This is a genomic window from Micromonospora sp. S4605 (genome assembly GCF_003176715.1).
GTDB classification, from domain to species: Bacteria; Actinomycetota; Actinomycetes; order Mycobacteriales; family Micromonosporaceae; genus Micromonospora; species Micromonospora echinaurantiaca.
This window is the reverse complement of the sequence record NZ_QGSW01000133.1, coordinates 1-18,703: the sequence shown is the minus strand read 5'-3', so window position 1 is coordinate 18,703 and position 18,703 is coordinate 1. Positions and strand designations below refer to the sequence as shown.

The 18,703-nt window shown below is 75.7% G+C and carries 14 protein-coding genes; 5 read left to right on the top strand and 9 right to left on the bottom strand.

Going from position 1 to position 18,703, the window contains the following annotated elements; all coding sequences use genetic code 11:
- The first annotated feature begins 65 nt into the window (after positions 1 to 65).
- Positions 66 to 545, top strand: coding sequence for an Lrp/AsnC family transcriptional regulator (locus DLJ47_RS08925; protein ID WP_109899589.1), 480 nt, complete (start codon positions 66 to 68; stop codon positions 543 to 545).
- Between the two features lie 46 nt (positions 546 to 591).
- A complete protein-coding gene (locus DLJ47_RS08920) occupies positions 592 to 1,596 on the top strand; it encodes an LLM class flavin-dependent oxidoreductase (RefSeq protein ID WP_233257735.1) in 1,005 nt (334 codons plus the stop codon).
- A gap of 224 nt (positions 1,597 to 1,820) precedes the next feature.
- On the opposite strand, the gene DLJ47_RS08915 is transcribed toward DLJ47_RS08920, so the two are convergent.
- Positions 1,821 to 4,067, bottom strand: a complete 2,247-nt coding sequence (locus DLJ47_RS08915) for a rhamnogalacturonan lyase family protein (protein WP_109899587.1) — start codon at positions 4,065 to 4,067, stop codon at positions 1,821 to 1,823.
- Positions 4,068 to 4,287: 220 nt separating this feature from the next.
- Between DLJ47_RS08915 and DLJ47_RS08910 the strand changes: the two genes are divergently transcribed.
- On the top strand, positions 4,288 to 5,712 hold the full coding sequence (locus DLJ47_RS08910) for a pyridoxal-dependent decarboxylase (protein WP_233257734.1): 1,425 nt from the start codon (positions 4,288 to 4,290) through the stop codon (positions 5,710 to 5,712).
- A gap of 16 nt (positions 5,713 to 5,728) precedes the next feature.
- On the opposite strand, the gene DLJ47_RS08905 is transcribed toward DLJ47_RS08910, so the two are convergent.
- The 4 genes from DLJ47_RS08905 to DLJ47_RS08890 form a co-directional block, all read right to left on the bottom strand.
- A complete protein-coding gene (locus DLJ47_RS08905; protein WP_109899585.1) occupies positions 5,729 to 6,199 on the bottom strand; it encodes an RrF2 family transcriptional regulator in 471 nt (156 codons plus the stop codon).
- A 124-nt stretch (positions 6,200 to 6,323) separates the two neighbouring features.
- Complete coding sequence (locus DLJ47_RS08900) at positions 6,324 to 7,208, bottom strand: acyl-CoA thioesterase (RefSeq protein ID WP_109899584.1); 885 nt, start codon at positions 7,206 to 7,208, stop codon at positions 6,324 to 6,326.
- A complete protein-coding gene (gene pyk, locus DLJ47_RS08895; protein WP_109899583.1) occupies positions 7,205 to 8,653 on the bottom strand; it encodes a pyruvate kinase in 1,449 nt (482 codons plus the stop codon). The genes DLJ47_RS08900 and pyk overlap by 4 nt, the downstream gene beginning before the upstream one ends.
- A 291-nt stretch (positions 8,654 to 8,944) precedes the next feature.
- Positions 8,945 to 9,310: a YciI family protein gene (locus DLJ47_RS08890; protein WP_109899582.1), complete on the bottom strand. Its 366-nt coding sequence runs from the start codon at positions 9,308 to 9,310 to the stop codon at positions 8,945 to 8,947.
- A gap of 227 nt (positions 9,311 to 9,537) precedes the next feature.
- On the opposite strand from DLJ47_RS08890, the gene DLJ47_RS08885 reads away from it, so the two are divergent.
- Complete coding sequence (locus DLJ47_RS08885; RefSeq protein ID WP_109899581.1) at positions 9,538 to 9,993, top strand: hypothetical protein; 456 nt, start codon at positions 9,538 to 9,540, stop codon at positions 9,991 to 9,993.
- Complete coding sequence (locus DLJ47_RS08880) at positions 9,990 to 10,601, top strand: hypothetical protein (RefSeq protein ID WP_109899580.1); 612 nt, start codon at positions 9,990 to 9,992, stop codon at positions 10,599 to 10,601. Before DLJ47_RS08885 ends, DLJ47_RS08880 begins: the two co-directional genes overlap by 4 nt.
- Before the next feature lie 181 nt (positions 10,602 to 10,782).
- Here the strand turns inward: DLJ47_RS08880 and DLJ47_RS08875 are convergent, their stop codons facing one another.
- From DLJ47_RS08875 to DLJ47_RS08860, 4 genes are all read right to left on the bottom strand, one after another.
- Entirely contained in the window at positions 10,783 to 15,054 is a 4,272-nt protein-coding gene (locus tag DLJ47_RS08875; protein WP_109899579.1) for a CHAT domain-containing protein, read from the bottom strand.
- A gap of 108 nt (positions 15,055 to 15,162) precedes the next feature.
- Positions 15,163 to 15,564, bottom strand: coding sequence for an effector-associated constant component EACC1 (locus DLJ47_RS08870; protein ID WP_109899578.1), 402 nt, complete (start codon positions 15,562 to 15,564; stop codon positions 15,163 to 15,165).
- Between the two features lie 14 nt (positions 15,565 to 15,578).
- The gene (locus tag DLJ47_RS08865) at positions 15,579 to 17,741 is read right to left on the bottom strand and encodes a M48 family metalloprotease (protein WP_146228056.1); all 2,163 of its coding nucleotides are present in this window, start codon (positions 17,739 to 17,741) and stop codon (positions 15,579 to 15,581) included.
- 219 nt (positions 17,742 to 17,960) lie between these two features.
- Entirely contained in the window at positions 17,961 to 18,695 is a 735-nt protein-coding gene (locus DLJ47_RS08860) for a lipase family alpha/beta hydrolase (RefSeq protein WP_446723545.1), read from the bottom strand.
- Between the last annotated feature and the right edge of the window lie 8 nt (positions 18,696 to 18,703).

The following is an 18,703-nucleotide window of genomic DNA, read 5'->3' as shown; positions in this document are numbered from 1 at the left end:
TAGATCCGCAGATGGTTCGGTGACTGCCCTTGGTGTGTCGTGGTGATTCGGTGGAGGATGCTTCCATGCCCTCTGTAGCGAATGATCTGCGGCGCTTCCCGTCGCTGGACGACGTCGACCGCGCGATCCTGGCCGAGCTCGCCGCGGACGGCCGGCTGCCGAACAACGCGCTGGCCGAGCGGGTGGGGGTGGCGCCGTCCACCTGCCTGGCCCGGACCCGGGCGCTGCGCGAGTGCGGGGCGATCCGGGGTTTCCACGCGGAGGTGGATCCGGCGGCGGTGGGCCTGCCGTTGCAGGCGCTGGTGTCGGTGCGGTTGACCGCGCACGAGCGTCCGGTGGTGGACGCGTTCCGGGCCCGGTCGGTGCGGCTGCCCGGGGTGGTGTCGGTGTTCCACGTGGCCGGCGCGGACGACTATGTGCTGCACGTGCGGGCGGCGTCGGCGGACGCGTTGCGGGACTTCGTGCTGGACCACCTGGCGGTGGATCCGGCGGTGCAGCACACCCAGACCAGCCTCATCTTCGAGCAGGCGCGCGGGGTGGGTTGAGTCGCCGCGGGGAACAAATCCGGCGGGCCGCGGGTTGGCCAGCCGTGTGATCGACGTACCGCTCTCTGTTCTTGATCTTGCTCCGGTCGCGGCCGGTACCACCGCCGGCGAGGCGCTGCGGCACACCACCGAGTTGGCCCGGCGGACCGAGGAACTGGGTTACCACCGGTTCTGGGTGGCCGAGCACCACAACATGCCGGCAATCGCCTCGTCGGCGCCGGCGGTGCTGCTCGCCCACCTGGCGGCGCACACCAGCACCATCCGGCTGGGCTCCGGTGGGGTGATGCTGCCCAACCACGCGCCGCTGGTGGTGGCCGAGCAGTTCGGCACCCTGGAGGCGTTGCACCCGGGCCGGATCGACCTGGGCATCGGTCGGGCGCCGGGCACCGACCAGGTGACCGCGCTGGCGTTGCGCCGGACGATGGAGGGGCTGTCGGCGGAGGGCTTCCCGCAGGAGCTGGCCGACCTGATGAACTACTTCAGCGGCGAACGGCCGGGGCCGATCGTGGCGACGCCGGGGCGCGGCCAGCAGCCGGCGATCTGGCTGCTGGGTTCCAGCGGGTTCAGCGCCCGGCTGGCCGGGCTGCTCGGGCTGCCGTTCTCGTTCGCGCACCATTTCAGCGCGCAGAACACGCTCCCCGCGCTGGCGCTGTACCGGGAGAGCTTCCGGCCGTCGCGCTGGCTGGAGCGGCCGTACGCGATGGTCGCGGTGAACGCGGTCTGCGCGGAGACCGACGAGCGGGCCGAGTGGTTGGCCGGGCCGAGTGCGCTGTCGTTTTTGAAGCTGCGCTCGGGTCGCCCGGAGCCGCTGGCCACCCCGGAGGAGGCGGCGGCCTACCCGTACACCGAGATCGAGCGGGAGTTCGTCGAGCAGCGGCGGGAGGGTCAGGCGATGGGCTCGCCGGAGACGGTCCGCCGACAGCTGACCGACCTGCTGGCCCGGACCGGCGCGGACGAGCTGATGCTGACCACCCTGGTGTACGACGTCGCCGACCGGGTGCGGTCGTACCAGCTGATCGCCGAGCAGGTGGCCGGCGGCCTGCGCCGCTGAAACACGATCTTCACGCCGGCGTCACCCGCGCGACGCGGAGGGTGCCTAGCGTTGGTGCCGGTGGTGGTACGGCATTCCCGGTCGGGACGGGTCGGGGATGCCGCGGTGTGGCGCACCGGGCCGTGGCTGGGCGGATTCCGCGGCCGCGGCCCGGTGCCAGCCGGCGACCCGGCGAGATCGACCCCAGCCGCCGGCCCGGCGGGACCGGGCCGGCGGGGTGCGGGTCAGCGTGGGTGGACGTTCGGGGTCGGCGGCGTGGCCATGCCGTCGCCGATGAAGAAGCTCGGGTGCGGCGGCTGGTTGTAGGCGGTGTTCTGCCAGGCGACCGCGACCCGGTACTGCGGATCGTGCATCAGGGTGTGGATCCGGGTGCCGGTCGGCGTCGGGGTGCTGTAGATCCGCAGCGCCCGGCTGTCGGTGGTCCGCCAGACCACCTCCTCGCGCCAGTCGCCGAACAGGTCGGCGGAGAGCGCGGGGGTGGCCTTGGTGCCGTTGTTCGCCGCCACCCCGCTCCCGGTGAGCAGGCGGGTGTCGCCGCCGGTGCCGTACTTGTCGATCCGGGTGCCGTCGAGCAGTTCGCGCACCGGGTCGCCGTCCCACCAGGCGAGGAAGTTCGCCGACGACGGGGTGCGCCCGACGCTGCCGCCGGCGCCGTTGTAGAGGTTGCCCATGTTGGTGCCGGCGCCCCAGAACTCGGCGCCCGGGCTGCCGGCGTGGATGTCCGCGGCGACGCCGCGGCCGGGGCCCTCCGCGCCGCCGTTGTTCGGCCGTTGCCAGAGCACCTGACCGGTCCGGGCGTCGTGCAGGTCGGCTGCGGGGGCGCTGCCCGACTCGTGGATGGTGAAGACCTCCAGGCCGGCGCGGCCGGGCAGGAGGTCGCCGACGTGCAGGGCATCGCCGTGGCCGAAGCCGGTGGCGTACCGGAGCCGGCCGTCGTCGTCGATGGTGGCCGAGCCGTAGACGATCTCCTGGCGGCCGTCGGCGTCGACGTCGGCCACCGAGAGGTTGTGGTTGCCCTGGCCGGCCGCGGCGCCGTTGCCGGCGGCGTTGGAGTCGAAGGTCCACCGCCTGCGCAGGGTGCCGTCGCGGAAGTCCCAGGCGGCGATGACGGCCCGGGTGTAGTAGCCGCGGGCCATCACCAGCGAGGGACGCTGCCCGTCCAGGTAGGCGGTGGCGGCGAGGAACCGGTCGACCCGGTTGCCGTAGTTGTCGCCCCAGGCGGAGACGGTGCCGCGCGGCGGGTCGTAGTCGACGGTGGAGAGGGCGGTGCCGGTGCGGCCGTCGAACATGGTCAGGTACTCCGGCCCGGCGAGCACGTAGCCGCTGGCGTTGCGGTGGTCGGCCGCGGCGTTGCCGATCACCTGGCCGGTGCCGGAGCGGGTGCCGTCGGCGGTCTTCATGGCCACCTCGGCGCGGCCGTCGCCGTCGTAGTCGTACACCTGGAACTGGGTGTAGTGGGCGCCGGCGCGGATGTTGCGGCCCAGGTCGATCCGCCACAGCCGGGTGCCGGTGAGGGTGTAGGCGTCGACCTGGACGGTGCCGGTGTGGCCGGCCTGTGAGTTGTCCTTGGCGTTGGACGGTTCCCACTTGAGCACGATCTCGTAGCGGCCGTCGCCGTCGAGGTTGCCGACGGAGGCGTCGTTGGCGGAGTAGGTGTAGGCCTCACCGGTCGGGGTGGTGCCACCGGCCGGCACCTGCAGCGGCACGTCGAGGTAGCCGGCGGGGAACTGCAGCGCGGGCGGCGACGCCGGCTGTTCCACGCCGCCGACCACGGCCCGCACGGTGTACGCGGCCCCGGCGGGCGCGCCGGCGTCGTAGTGGTTGGTGGCGCCCGTGATCGGGCTGGCGTTCACCCGGGTGCCGCTCCGGTAGAGGTTGAACGCGACGCCGGTGGTCTCGGTGCCGAGCAGCCGCCAGGAGACCAGGTTGCCGCTGCCCGAGCGCACGCTGACCAGGCCCCGGTCGAGGTCCTCCACCTGCACGGCTCCGGGCGGCGGGCTGGTCGGCGGGAGGCTGGTCGGCGGCGGGCTGGTGGTCGGCGGCGTCGAGGTGGGCGGGGCGCCGGTGCAGGTGGTGCCGTTGAGGGCGAAGCTGGTCGGCGCGGGGTTGCCGCCGGTCCAGCTGCCGACGAAGCCGAACGCGGCGGTGTCGCCGGTGCCGAGCGCGGCGTTCCAGTCGACGTTGCGGGCGCTGACGTCGACGCCGTACTGGCTGACCGTGGCGTTCCACGCCTGGCCGACCCGCTGGCCGGCCGGGAAGGTCCAGGTGAGCGTCCACCCGGTGATCGGGTCGCCGAGGTTGGTGACGGCGACGTCCGCGCCGAACCCGTCGGGCCACTGGTTGGTGACCCGGTAGTCGACCCGGCAGCCGGCGGCGGCCGCCGCGGCGGTGAGGGTGGTCAGGGTGCCGGCGGCGAGCGTGGCCGCGGCGGCCGCGGCGAGCAGCGCGACGCGGCGGGTGGGGACAGGCATGCGGAGCCCTCCGGGAAGGTGGGGCGCGCGGCGGCCGGGCAGCGCCGGCCTGCCCTGGGCCGGCGGGGAGGGCGTACGCCGCGCTGGCGGCAGGGGACCCGACGCGCGAGGTGGGCGTCGGGGTGGCGGCTCCGCGCCCCTGCGATGCTACGGCCGTGGTCGGGTCGGCACAATCGGTCATTCTCTTGCCGGCCGGCCGGTTTCTTGATCGACTCGTCGGGTGGCTGAGCACATGACCCCGGACGAGTTCCGCCGCGCCGGGCACGCCGTGGTGGACTGGATCGCCGACTACTGGGCGACGCTGGAGCGGCGCCCGGTGACCTCGCCGGACCCGCCCGGCGCGCTGACCGCGGCGCTGCCGGCCGGCCCCACGGCGCACGGGGAACCGGTCGACGCCGTCCTGGCCGACCTGGACGCGCTGGTCGCGCCCCGGCTGACGCACTGGCAGCATCCCGGGTTCTTCGGCTACTTCCCGGCCAACACCAGCGGTCCCAGCGTCCTGGGCGACCTGGTCAGCTCGGGCCTCGGCGTGCAGGGCATGCTCTGGGCCACCGGCCCGGCCGCCACCGAGCTGGAGACGGCGATGCTGGACTGGCTCGCCGACCTGCTCGACCTGCCCCAGCGGTTCCGGTCGACCGGCAGCGGCGGCGGGGTGATCCAGGACTCGGCGTCCTCGGCGACGCTGGTGGCGACGCTCGCCGCGCTGCACCGGGCCGGCGGCGGCCGGTGGCGGCGGGCCGGGGTGGACCGGCGCTACCGCGTCTACGCCTCGACCCAGGCGCACTCCTCGGTGGAGAAGGCGGCGCTGATCGCCGGGCTCGGGGAACAGGGCGTCCACCCGGTCGAGGTCGACCCGGAGACGCTGGCGATGGAGCCGGCCGCGCTGCGCGCCGCGATCGAGGCGGACCTGGCCGTCGGCGAGGTGCCGGCGCTGGTGGTGGCGACCATCGGCACCACCTCCACCACCGCAGTGGACCCGTTGCCGGAGATCGGGGCGATCTGCGCCGAGCACGGCGTCTGGCTGCACGTCGACGCCGCGTACGCGGGCGCGGCGGCGGTCTGCCCGGAGCTGCGGTGGTCGCACGCGGGGGTGGAGTACGCCGACTCCTACTGCTTCGACCCGCACAAGTGGCTGCTCACCGGCTTCGACTGCGACGCGTTCTGGGTGGCCGACCGGGCTTCGCTGATCGAGGCGCTGACGGTGCTGCCGGAGTACCTGCGCAACGCCGCCAGCGAGTCCGGGGCGGTGATCGACTACCGGGACTGGCAGGTGCCGCTGGGCCGCCGGTTCCGGGCGCTCAAGCTGTGGTTCGTGCTGCGCTGGTACGGGGTCGAGGGGTTGCGGGCACACATCCGCACCGGGGTGGCGCTGGCCGCCCGGTTCGCCGACCGGGTTCGCGCCGACGAGCGGTTCGAGCTGGCCGCGCCGCACCCGTTCTCGCTGGTCTGTTTCCGGCTGCGGGCCGGTGACGAGGCCAGCGCGCGGCTGCTGGCCCGGGTCAACGCCACCGGCCGGGTGCACCTGACCCAGACCCGGGTGGCCGGCCGGTACACGCTGCGGCTGGCCGTCGGCTCGCCGTTCACCGCGCAGGCGCACGTCGACGAGGCGTGGGAACTGCTCAGCGCCGCCGCCGACGAGGAGTGAGCGCCGCCGCCCGGGGTCAGGTCCAGGCGCGCGGGTCGGCGACCAGTTCGGTGACCCGCCCGGGCAGCGTGCCGCTGGCCACGTCGGCCACGGTGACCAGTTCCAGGATCTCCCGTTCGGTGGCCCGCAGGGCGATCCAGACGTCCTGCAACGCGCGGGCGGCGCCGTGGTAGCCGAGCTGCTCCGGACGCTGCCCGCGGACGTGCGCCAGCGGACCGTCGATTACCCGGATCACCTCGGCCAGCGAGATCTCCTCGGCCGGACGGGCCAGCCAGTAGCCGCCCTCGGGGCCGCGCTGGGCCTGCACGATGCCGCCCCGGCGCAGCTGCAACAGGATGCTCTCCAGGAACTTCGGCGGGATCTCCTGGGCGCGGGCGATCTGCTCGGCGGTGACCGGCCGGCCCCGCCCGACGCCGGCGCCGCCGGTCACCGAGGCAAGCTCGACGACCGCTCGGAGGGCGTAGTCGACCCGGGCGGAGAGGCGCATGCCGGCAAGGTTAGCTGGCCGCTCCCCCCGCCCGGACGATCACCCCTCGGCCGACCGTCGGCGCGCCATCGCCTCGGGCGAGGGGTGCTCCGCGACGGCGCGGACGCGCCGAGGCCGGCCGGGCTCAGGCCCCGACGCGGCGCAGCAGCCCTTCCTGGACGGCGCTGGCGATCTGCCGGCCGTCGCGGGTGAACATCCGGCCGGTGGCCAGCCCCCGGGCGCCGGACGCCGACGGGCTCCAGCAGTCGTAGAGGAACCACTCGTCGGCGCGGAACGGCCGGTGGAACCAGAGCGCGTGGTCCAGGCTGGCGCCCACCACCCCGCCGGGGCCCCAGACCTCGCCGTGCACCGAGAGCACCGAGTCCAGCAGGGTGAGGTCGGAGGCGTAGGTCAACGCGCAGGCGTGCAGCAGCGGGTCGTCGGGCAGCTTGCCGTCGATGCGCATCCAGACCCGCTGGTGCGGGTCGGCGGGCCGGTCGCCGGGGCGTACCCAGCCGGGCTCGCCGACGTAGCGCACGTCGATCGGGCGCGGGATCTGCCCCCAGATGCCGAGCCGCTCCGGGTAGCGGGAGAGCCGGTCGGTCATGGTCGGGACCTCGTCCGGGCCGGGCACGTCCGCCGGCAGCGGGGCGTGGTGGTCCAGCCCCTCCTCGAGGCGTTGGAACGAGGCCGACATGAAGAAGATCGGCTTGTCGTGCTGGAGCGCGACGCAGCGGCGTACCGAGAAGGAGCGGCCGTCGCGGATGTTCTCCACCTCGTAGGCGATCGGTTCGACCGGGTCGCCGGCGCGCACGAAGTAGCCGTGCAGCGAGTGCACGAAACGCTCCGGGTCGACGGTCCGCCCGGCGGCGACCAGCGCCTGGCCGGCGACCTGGCCGCCGTACACCCGCTGGGGGCCGACCGGCGGGCTGATCCCGCGGAAGGTCATCTCGCCGGTCGGGTCGAGGTCGAGGACCTCCAGCAGCTGGTCGACGGCGGCCTGGCCGACCGCGGCCTGGCCGGCGGTCACTGCAGGGCCCGCGCGGACGCGGCGTCGACCAGCGACCCCAGCTGGTGTACGCGCAGGGTGTTGGTCGAGCCGGGGGTGCCGGGCGGGCTGCCGGCGACGATCACCACGTAGTCGCCGGGGTTGGCCCGGTTGAGGCCGAGCAGCGCCTGGTCGACCTGACGGAACATGTCGTCGGTGTGCTCGACGAACGGCATCAGGAAGGTCTCCACGCCCCAGGAGAGGGCCAGCTGGTTGCGCACCTCGGGCACCGGGGTGAAGGCCAGCAGCGGCAGGTCGCAGTGCAGCCGGGACAGCCGCCGCACGGTGTCGCCGGTCTGCGAGAAGGCGACCATCGCCTTGGCGCCGATGGCCCGGGCGATCGAGGAAGCGGCGACGGTGAGCGCCCCGCCGTGGGTACGCGGGTCGTGCTGCAGCCGGGGCACCCCGATCGAGCCGGACTCGGTGGTGGTGACGATCTTGGCCATGGTACTGACGGTGAGCACCGGGTACTTGCCGACGCTGGTCTCGCCGGAGAGCATCACCGCGTCGGCCCCGTCGAGCACCGCGTTGGCCACGTCGGAGGCCTCCGCCCGGGTCGGCCGGGAGTTCTCGATCATGGAGTCGAGCATCTGGGTGGCGACGATGACCGGCTTGGCGTTCTCCCGGCACAGCTGCACGGCGCGCTTCTGCACCAGCGGGACCTGGTCCAGGGGCAGCTCGACGCCGAGGTCGCCGCGGGCGACCATGACACCGTCGAAGGCCAGCACGATCGCCTCGAGGTGGTCGACCGCCTCCGGCTTCTCGACCTTGGCCAGCACCGGCCGGTGCACCCCGGCCTCGGCCATGATCGCGTGGACCAGCTTGATGTCGTCGGCGGAGCGGACGAAGGAGAGGGCGACCAGGTCGACGCCGAGGCCGAGGGCGAAGCGCAGGTCCTCGGCGTCCTTGTCGGAGAGGGCCGGCACGCTGACGGCCACGTTGGGCAGCGACACACCCTTGTTGTTGGAGACCGGTCCGCCCTCGGTGACCAGGCAGCGGATGTCGTTGCCGGTGACGTCGGTGACCTCCACGGCCACCCGGCCGTCGTCGATCAGCAGCCGGTCACCGGGCTTCACCTCCTGCGGCAGCTTCCGGTAGGTGCAGGAGACCCGGTCCTTGGTGCCCATCACGTCGTCGCCGGTGATCACCACCGAGTCGCCGGTACGCCACTCGTGCGGGCCGTCGGCGAACCGGCCCAGCCGGATCTTGGGCCCCTGGAGGTCGGCCAGCACCGCCACCGGCCGACCGGCCGCGTCGGCCGCCTCGCGTACCAGCCGGTACACCGCCTCGTGGTCGGCGTGGCTGCCGTGGCTGAAGTTGAGCCGGGCCACGTTCATGCCCGCCTCGACGAGCCCTCGGATCCGTTCCGGCGACGAGGTGGCAGGACCAAGAGTGCAGACGATCTTCGCGCGGCGTGTCACGCCCATCAGGCTAGTCTCTCCTCCGGGTCGCACTTCGGGCCGACCCCTCGCGGGACTGCGGAACAAATTGTCCAACGACGCGCGATCCGCGCGCAGCCGGCGGGCGGAACCCGCGCCGGGAACGTTGAGGTGGCGGGCATCGGCGACCGCGCGCCGGGAATCGTACGCCCCCACCGCGAGCGCGCCCCCGGGTGCTCCCGGCGGGCGCGGCCGGCGCACCCCGGTTGCCGGGACGGTTGCGGCCGAGGGGTGTGGCGGCGGCCGGCCGGATGACGACAGCCGTCTCCGGACGGCGGCTCAGCTCTGCGTCTTGGCCAGCGGAAACTCCAGCGAGCCGGCCGGGCAGAGGAAGGTCATCACGTCCACCCGGTAGAGCCCCGCCTGCACCGCCGGGTCGGCCTCCATCACGCTGCGCACGTCGTCGACCGAGCCGGTGCGGGACAGGCCGAAACCGATCGGCGGCTCCGGATTGCGGGCCGGGCCGTCCACCGAACCGGCGACCAGCACGATCCCCCGCCGTTGCAGCGCCTGCATGTGCTCGGCGTGCTCGGACTGCAACCGCTGGACCGTCTCCGCCGGCAGCGCCCGCCCGGCCGCGCCCGGATACAGCACGATGCACTCGTACGTGTCGAGCGCGAAGTCGACCTGCGGCACTGCGGCCATGACGCCCCCCTGCTCCGCCGGATCTCGGTAGCCTGCGCCCAGCGTCCCACGCGCGGTCGCGGCGCGCGGTCGCTCGCGCCAACTGCCGCCACCGCTGTCGCGCCGACGATCCGCCGCCCCCGGCGCGAGCCCGGGCCGCCGGTTCCGCCGGCAGGTCGGCTGACCCGGGCGCGCCGGACGACTACCGTGGACGGTCCGGTCAGGGGTTCGGTCATCGGAGGTCGCGGATGGACGATCTGGCGCCCACGCAGCCGGCGCCGCTGCCGTACGCCGAGGTCACCGACGAGGCGTACGCGCGGGAGGCGGCCGCCACCTTCACGGTGCGCGAGTTCGACGCGGCGGTGGTGCTGAGCGGCGGCTGCCCGCGCTGCCAGGATCCGATCACCTTCACCCTGGTCGACGCGGTGTTCCGCCGGGACGCCCCGGACGGGCCGGCGGCCGACACGCCGGACCGGCCAGCGGTCGGCACGCCGGACCGGCCGAGGGCCGGCACGCCGGACCGGCCGGGGGCCGGCGGCACGGTCGAGCCGGCCACGGTGCCCGCGCCCCAGGAGGCGACCGCGCCGGCGGCGCCGACCTACCGCACGGTCTTCTGCACCTGCGAGGTCGCCCACCCGTTCCGGGCGGAGGGGCAGGTCGGCTGCGGCGCGTACTGGACCCTGCGGCTGGACGTCGAGCCGTGATCCGGCTGCGCCCCGGGCCGCCGGCCACGGTGGCTGACCTGCGCCAGGCGCAGACGCTGGCCGGGCTGCTCCGCGCCGAGCTGGACCGGGTCCGGTCCGCCGCGCTGGCCTGGCGCAACGGCCTCGGCGCCCTGCTGCTCGCCCTGGTCGGGTTCAGCCTGATCCGGGGCCGCACCGACGTCGGCACGCTCGCCCCGGGCTGGGCGGCCCTGGTCGGCGTCCTGCTGCTGGCCGCGCTGGTCACCGGCGCGGTGGGTGCGCTGGCGCTGCTGCGCGCCGCGCACGGGCGGCTGGCCGTCACGCCGGTCGCCGCGTTGCCACCCCCGCCGACGGGTGACCACCAGGAGGCGGTGGCCGCGGTCCGCGCCCTGCGCACCGGCGTGGGCCTGGTGCTGCTCTGCGCCGCGCTGCTGGTCGCGGCGGTCGGCGTGACCTGGTACGGCCCGCCGCGCACCGGCCCGTTCGTGCAGGTCGGCACCGGCGCCGGCACGGCCTGCGGGACGGTGACCGGGGCGGCCGTCGGGACGCTGACGGTCCGCACCGCGACCGGGCCGGTCCAGGTGCCGCTGAGCGACACCACCACGATCAGGGCGGTACCGGCCTGCTGAAACGGGATGGGCCGGACCCGCGCCCACCGGCCGGTCGCTCACAGCGGCGGCCGGCGGCCCGGCCACGGGACCCCGACGAACCGTGGACCGGGCACCGACCCGGCCACGGGACCCGACGAACCGTGGACCGGGCACCGACCCGGCGACGGGTGGCCGGGCACCGAGCCGGCGGGCGGTGGGGTCAGGGGCCGACGTGCGCGTAGGCGGCCCAGAGTTCGGGTGCCTCGCGCAGCGCCTGCCGCGTCTCGCGGACCGCGCCGTGCAGGGCGACCGCGGCCCGCTCCGGGTCGATCCGGCCCGGCCCGCCCGGCGCCGCCAGGCCGGCGTAGAGGCGGTCGCAGAGCCGGGCGGTGACCGCGTCCGAGATGGACCAGAGCGAGCCGATCACGTGCCGGAACCCGGCGAGCTGGAACGCGGTGCCGAGGCTGATCGTCTCGTCGGGCAGGGCGGCTCCGCCGCGTACCGTCTCGCAGGCGGAGAGCACCGCCAGCCCGGCCGGCGCGGTCGCGCGGAGCTGCCACAGGTCGCGGACGTGCAGCGGGCCGTCGGCGAGCGCGAGCCGGCCGAGCGCCGGGGCGGCCAGGTCCTGGGCGCCGTGGCAGGACAGGTGGGCGACCGGGCGGCCGGCCAGCGCGGCCAGCACCGCCTGCCGGGTGGCCGCCGACCCGGTCAACGGCTGCACCCGGGCCAGGTGCCGGGTCACGATCTCCTGTTCCCGGTCGACGCCGGGCAGGTCGGCCAGGCCGGGGGTCTGCGGCAGGCCGACGAAGAGCGCCGCGTCCACCGCGACGGAGCCGGCGGCCCGGCCGTCGCCGGCGCGCAGCAGTTCCCGCAGCGAGGCCGTGTACGACGGGACGACCCGCTCCAGCGCCCCGTCGCCGGTGGGCGGGCTGGCGGCGTGCAGTGGCAGCAGGCTGAGCAGCCCGGTCGGGCACCACCAGAGGCGCGGCAGGGCGGTGCCGCCGGTGATGGCCGGGGCGAGGTCGTCCAGCACCGGGCGGGCCACCACCCGCCACAGCCAGTCGAGGGTCCCGGTGATCGTCCGCCGGGCCGCCAGCCGGCGTCGCTGGTCAGCCAGCGCTTCCGCCGGCCCCCCACCGGCCGCGCCGGATCCGGCCAGCACGGCACCTGACCCGGCCGGCACAGCACCGGATTCCGCAGCGGCGGCGCTCGGCCCCGCGGGCGCGACGACCGACCCGGCGGGCGCGGCCCCAGCGGGCGCGGTGCCGGCGGGCGCGGTGGCCGCGCCGACGGCGAGGAGGAAGGCGACCACCCGGTCGACCAGGTCGGCCTGGGTCAGCTGCGGCAGCGGGACCACCCGGACGCCGGTGCCGTCGATTACCAGCGCGTCGCACCGGCGTCGCGCCACGTTGACCAGCACGACCGGGCCCCTGCCGACGGCCCGGGCCAGGTCGGCGAAGGCAGGCGGCCGGAGGAAGTCGGCGAAGCCGGGCAGCCGACGGATGTCGGCCAGCAGCTCGCGCCGCCGGACGGCGAGTTCGTGCCGCCGTTCGGGCGTGCCGGGCGACGGCACGACCGTCATCGGTGACCCGGCCGCCCATGAGTCGGCCAGCGCACCGCCGGCGGCCGGTGTGGTGGCCGGTACGCCAACCCTCGGCGGCGCGCTGGCCGCGGTACCGGCGGAGGCGAGCCCGTCCAGTTCGGCCTGTACCTCGGCGAAGCGTTCGGCCAGTTCCGGTGCCCGTTCGCGGAGCGCGTCGAGGCTGGCCCGGGCGTCGCGGACCCGGGTGAGCAGCACGCCCCGGCCGTACTCCAGCAGCTCCACCGCCCGCTCCGGCCGCCCGACGTCGAGGGCGCACGCCGCGGCCGCTCCGGCGAGGCCGGGGAACTGGGCCAGCAGCCGCGCCTGGTCGTCCGGGTCCATGCCGTGCCAGGCGACCAGGTCGATCAGTTCGATCGCCGAGGCGTACCCGGCCAGGGCGGTGGGCAGGTCGCCGAGGTGTTCGGCGAGGGCGGCGTACCGCCGGGCGGCGGTGGCCCGCAGCAGCGAGGGCGCGGCCTCGACGGCGGCGGCCTCGCGCAGCGCGGCGAGCGCCTCGGCGCGCAGCGCGTCGGGCGAGGTGTCGGCCCACACCCCGGCGGGCGCGGTCGCCCCCGGGTCGGGTTCGGCCGGCCGCGCGTCGCCGCCGAGGACCGGGACGCCGCCGTCCGCCCGGGCGGCCGCCTCGTCCAGCGCGACGGCCAGGTTGAGCAGGCACGTCGTCCGGTCGGCGTGCCCGGCCGGGTGATCGGCCAACGCCTCCCGGTAGGCCCGGATGGCCGCGGCGAGATCGGCGGCGCGGCCGGCCAGGCGGAACCGCAGCAGCAGCGTGTTGCCGAGGTTGGTCGACAGCCGGTACCGCTCCGGGCCGCTCTCCTCGGTGACGTCGCTGGCTGCCACCAGCGCGTCGATCGCCTCGTCGAGCGCCGCCGGGTCAGCGGTGACCTGGTGGCGCAACAGGTTCGCCAGGGCGAGCGTGCCGAGCACCTTGCCGACCTCGTGGGCCTCCGCGCCCTGTCGCGCCAGGTCCGCCGCCTCGCGCAGCGCCGCCACCGCCGCCTCCACGTCCGACCCGGCGGCCTCGGCCACGCCCTCCGGCGCGGCGAGGGTCACCTCGGCCCGGCGGTTGAGCGCCGAGCCGTAGGTGGTCAGGGCGAGGAGGCGGTCCGGGTGCTCGGCCGGGGTCACGGCGACCGCACGGCGCAGCACCTCGACCGCCTCGGTCAGGGTGGCCAGGTCCTGGGTGCGGGCGAACAGGGTTTGCAACACCAGGCCGAGGTTGGACAGGTAGACCGGCAGCTTCGGGGAGTCGGGCCGCGCGGTGGCCACCGCCTCCCGCAGCGCGGCGGCGGCCGGTTCCAGCCGGTCGGCAGCGCCGGTCCGGTCGGCGATCTCGCGCCACAGCTCGCCGAGGTTGCTCAGCACGTCCGGGCGGGTGGGGTGCCCGGCCGGCAGCAGCCGCTGCGCCTCGCGGAGACTGCTCTCGGCGACGCGCAGCGCGTCGATCCCGTCCAGCGCGGCGTGCCAGCGGCCCAGCGCGTGCCCGAGGTCGGCGAGGCGGACCCCGCGCTCGGTGTCGTCCGGGGCGCCGGCGACGCCCAGCCGCAGCAGGTGGATCGCGCTCCGCAGATCGGCGTCGCGCCGGTCCCGGGCGTACCGCCGTTCGAGCAGCTTGCCGGCGACGTGCCGCAGCCCGTCCGGGTCCGGCGCGTCCGCCACGGCCGCCAGGTACGCGTCGATCGCCGCGTCCAGGTCGGCGGGGTCGCCGTCGGCCTCGTGCCGGGTGCCGAGCAGCGCCGCCAGGCCGACCCGGGCCACGCCGGCCAGCGCCCGGTCGAGCCCGCCGCCGGCCAGCGCCGCCTGGTACGCCCCGATGGCGGCGTCCCGGTCGGCCGGGGCCCCGGAGCGCGTGAACCGGTCGGCCAGTGCGCTGCCGAGCACCACGGCCAGTCGCGGGTCGTCCATACCCCCGGCGGCCGCGGTGAGGGCCTCGACCGCCCGGTCCAGGTCGGCCGGATCGTGGCGCAGCAGCCAGCGGTCGCGCAGCCGCTGGCCGAGGTTGGCCTGTGCCAGGGCCCGGATCCGGGGGTCCGCCGCGGCGGCCCGGGCGGCGTCGCCGAGCAGGGTGATCGACTCGTCCAACGCGGCCCGGTCACCGTCGAGTTCGTAGCGGTCGCTGAGCACGTTGCCGAGGTTGAACATCCGCACCGGGCGGTCCCGGTCGCCCGCCGGGGTGGAATCCAGGCTCTCCCGGTGCGCCTCGACCGCCCGCCGCAGGTGCTCCGGCGACCGGCCGCGGTGCAGGAACAGGTCCCGGTGCGCCTTGCCGAGGGCGGAGAGGTAGTGCAGCCGGGCGGGGTCAGCCGCCGGCGTGCCGGCGACGGCCCGGCGCAGCAGGTCGGCGGCCCGGTCGGCAACCGAGTAGTCGCCGCTGCGCTCGGCCCCGCCCATCAGCTGCGCCGCCTCCAGGAACAGCGCCATCGCCTCCTCGCCGGAAGAGCTCGGCCCGGCGGACGGTCCTGCCCGGCCTGGCGAGCCGGCGCGGGCGCCCGCGCCGGAGGGCGCGGACCGTTGCGCCGGCACGCCGTCGCGGGCCGCGGTGGAGCGGGGACCGTGCACCCGCAGCATCGCCGCCAGTGAGGGCGGCACCCGCTCGGGCGCGGCGGCCAGCAGCAGCTCGGTGAGCAGCACCGCATGGTCCAGGTCGGCCTGGTCCTGACCGGCCGGCAGCACCTGGTACCGGTACCAGTGCAGGCAGGCGATGAGGAAGACGGCCTCCGCCGTGGCGTCGTCGATGCGGTCCCGGCGGGCCGCCCGCGCGACGAGGTCGGCGACGGCGTCGGCGTCCCTGGTCGCCGCCGGATCGAGCACGTGCCGAGGGTCCATGGTGGAGCCAAAGGCGTCCAGCCGCTCGCGCAGCCGGGCCAGCGGGTCAGTCTTGCGTCGCCACATCGGGCCTCCCCCGGTCGGGCTCGCGCCGTGCTCCATCAGGGGTAGCAGAACGGTACGACGGCGGGCGAGCGCAAAGCCGACACCCCCCCGCCCGGACACCCCGGGGGATCAGGCCGGGGTGTCCGGCAGGTCGCCCGGTTGGCGGGCCGCGCGCAGCGCCTCGGTCGCCTGGGTCAACAGGCGGGCCGCGTCGGTGCGCCCGTTGACCTGCAGCTCCACCTCGGTCTCGCCGGACTGGATGCGGACGCTCGCCTCGGTGCGCTGCTGGTCGACCCAGGACTGCAACAGGTTGAACAGCCCCGGCAGCAGCCCCTGCGCCAGCACCGCGATGATGACCGCGTCGCTGAATCCGGGGCGGCCGGCACCGCCTCCGCCGGCCGGGCGGACCGCGGGCCGGTACTCCGGCCGCCGGTGGATCCAGTCCAGCAGGGCGACCTGGGGCCGCTGCCGGTGCCGGGGGGTGATGGTCAGCCGCACCGGCTGCCGCGTCGCGCTCTCCACGTCGGTCACGTCGGTCTCCCCGATCAGTCGCGGGTCTGGAAGGTGAGGCTGTCGCCGGTGGCGGTGAGGACGCCGCTGACGACCAGCTCCTGCTCGTCGGTGAAGGGTGCGGTCCCGCCGAAGTAGCCGGTGGAGGTGCCGGTGGCGCGGATCCGGCCCCGCCCCTCGTACGGGGTGTCGACCCGGGCCCTGTCCGGGCCGGTCAACTCCACGCTGACGCGCGGGTATTCGAGCACCTCCCAGGTGATCTTCCGGATCCCGCTGCCGTAGTAGCGGAACGGGCAGCCCTCCGGCGCAGCGACGGCCTTCTTCGCGCAGTCATCCAGGTACGCCCGGACGCGTTCCTCGGCGGCGGTGGTCGCCTCGGCCGTGAGCACCGGGGTCAGGCCGAGCGCGGCGCCCTGCGGCTGCCCCGGGCCGACCTGCACCGGCTCCGGTGGCACCTCGCTGAGGGCGCTGCTCGCACCGGTGGCCGTGTAGCCGCCCGGCAGCAGCGACAGGGTGCCGCCACCCTCGCCGGTGGCCGGGATCGGCACCCCGTTGAGCGCCAGGCCGGTGCGAGCGGGTGGCACGGCGAGCGCGGTCAGGCCGTCCAGCACCCGCCAGCCGTGGAACAGGCCGGCGGTGGCCGACGCGTCCCGCCGCAGCGCGAGCGTGCCCGTACGCCGCGCGTCGCCGAGCCGGTAGGAGACGGTGGCGGTGGCCCGGTCGTCGTCCCGTTCGAGCCCGGTGATCTCGACGTCCCTCGGGGGCTGGTAGCCCTGGGCGCGGAGCACGTCGGCGAGCAGTTTCCGGTCGCCCACGGTGGCCCGCTCCTCCGGCGTCAGCCAGTCGAGCGCCGCGTCGACGTCCCGGTCGGTCAGCGCGGAGAAGTATCCGTTCACGGCCGCCTGCGGCCGGAAGAAGGCCCACTGCACGACGCCCAGCCCGGCGACGCCCACGCACAGGGCCAGCGCCGCGGCGCCGGCGACCAGCCAGCCCCGCGGGGTGCCGATCGGCCCCGACTTCCCGAAGAGCAGCTCCGGGGTGACCGCGTCGCCGACTGTCGACGGCGCGGACGCCCGGTCGAGGCGGTCCAGCCGTAGCTCGTGCGGCGGGTGGGTGGCGCAGACCGCCTCGTCCCAGCCGCTGCGCCCGGTCTCGAATGACCGGCGCCGTTCCAGGATGGCGCGCAACCCGTCCACGTGGCCGGTGAGCACCGCGCCCAGGTCCGCCCGGTACTCGGCCGCCCGGACGTCGCGGGCGTGCAGGGGCAGCACCACGTACTTCATGGTCAGCAGGACCGGCCAGAAGAACAGGAACACCACGAGGTTGGTGGCCGGGTGCGGGAAGGCCCGCATCAGCCACGCTGGGACGGCGTGCAGCAGGGTCAGCGGCAGCGCCACGCCCCGGACGAAGGCGCTGGTGACCTCGTCACCGGCCCGCCAGTGCACCAGCTCGTGGCTGAGCAGCGCGGCGATCTCCTCCTCCGGCTCGGTCAGCACGCTGGTGGTCACCACGATGTGCCGGGCGTACGTCCGGGCGTTGGGCAGGACGGGATCGTCCTCCATCAGCAGCCGCGGCAGGGTGGGCAGGCCGAGCCGGTGCGCGCACCGCTCCAGGACGGGGCGCAGCCGGGCCTCCTCCCGCCGGCTCGGCTCGCGGGCCCCGGAGACCACCAGCAGCCGAGGTTCCAGCAGCACCCGGTAGAGGGTGTAGAGCAGGCCGATCAGGCCGGCGGCGGCCACCATGCCGAGCAGTCCGGTCAGCAGCGCGAGCGGCTCGTCGCTCGCACCGCGCCAGGGCAGCAGCAGTACGCCGAGGAACCCGCTCAGGAAGCCGACGGCGAAGCCGACGAAGCCGCCGAGCACCCCGCCCGATCGGCTGAGGAAGGCCTCGAGCAGCGTGCCGACCAGCGGGGTGTCCCGCACCTCGGCGGGGAGCTGGTCGGCGATGCCGAGGGCACCGGCGAAGAGACCCAGGACGGCGAGGACGATGCCGCTCCAGACCGCGGAGAGCAGTGCCAGCGGCAGGTAGAACCAGGTGGCGACGAACGCTCCCAACACGCCCCGCCAGTCGCGCAGGATGCCGGCGCGCAGCCAGACCAGGGCGCTCGGGTAGCCGGGCGGACGGTGGGCGATGTGCCGGTCGGGCGGCTGCTGCTCGGTTGCGGGCTCGGCGGCGCGTACCACCGGTGAATCGGTCATGGTCGCGGCTCCTCGACGGGTACCGGTCACGCACCGGGTGTCGGGTGTGGACAGCGAGGCAGGTTATCGAGCGAGGCCGATCTTTGTCAGCCCCGTCGGGTGTCGGCCATCCGACCGCGCCGGTGCGGCGCCGCGGCGGCGCAGGCGCCGCGGCTCCACAGGCGCCGCGCCCGCACCGGATCGGCGCGGGCGCGGACACCTCGCGGGCGGCCCGGGCCGTCAGAGCGCGTAGCAGTTGGGTCGCACCGGGGCGTCGGTCAACGCGCCCCGGATCACCGTGTACGTGGTGCCGTCGAGCACCAGCCCGAGGTGCCCGACCACCCGCAGCGGGCAGTACGACTGGATCAGTACGTTCGTCGACCCGTCGTGCAGCAGCGCGTTGTCCACCGGCCGGACCAGTTCGTCCTGGAGCGTGCGGACGGTGGTGTACCGGACCGCGCCGGGGGTGTCGTCGCCGGCGTTGAGGTCGGCGAGGAAGGCCGAGCCGATCGACATCTGCTGGCAGGCGACGATGCCCGCGCAGCTGCCGAGGCCGAGGAACTTCAGGATGTTGGCCACGTAGGTGCCGTACTGGGGTGAGCCGAGGCTGACGTAGCGGCCGACGACGCCGGTGCCGCCGAGCCGCTTGAGGAAGTAGCGGGAGACGAGCCCGCCCTCGGAGTGGCCGACCAGGTCCACCCGGGCCGCGCCGGTGGCCGCGCGGACCTGGTCCACGTAGCCGGCGAAGGCGCGGGCGGAGGCGGGGATGTCGCCGAGGCCGAGGCCGGGCAGTTGGTAGATGAAGACCCGGTACCCGTCGGCGCGCAGGCGGGCGGCGAGCGGCTCGTAGGCGATGGCGACGCCGCTGAGCCCGCCGACGACGATGACCGGGGTGGCGGCGGCGGCGCTGGTGGCGGCGGGCGCGGCTGCGGTCCGGTCCGGGGCTGCGACGGCGGCGGTGGCCGGGACGAGCAGGGTGGCGG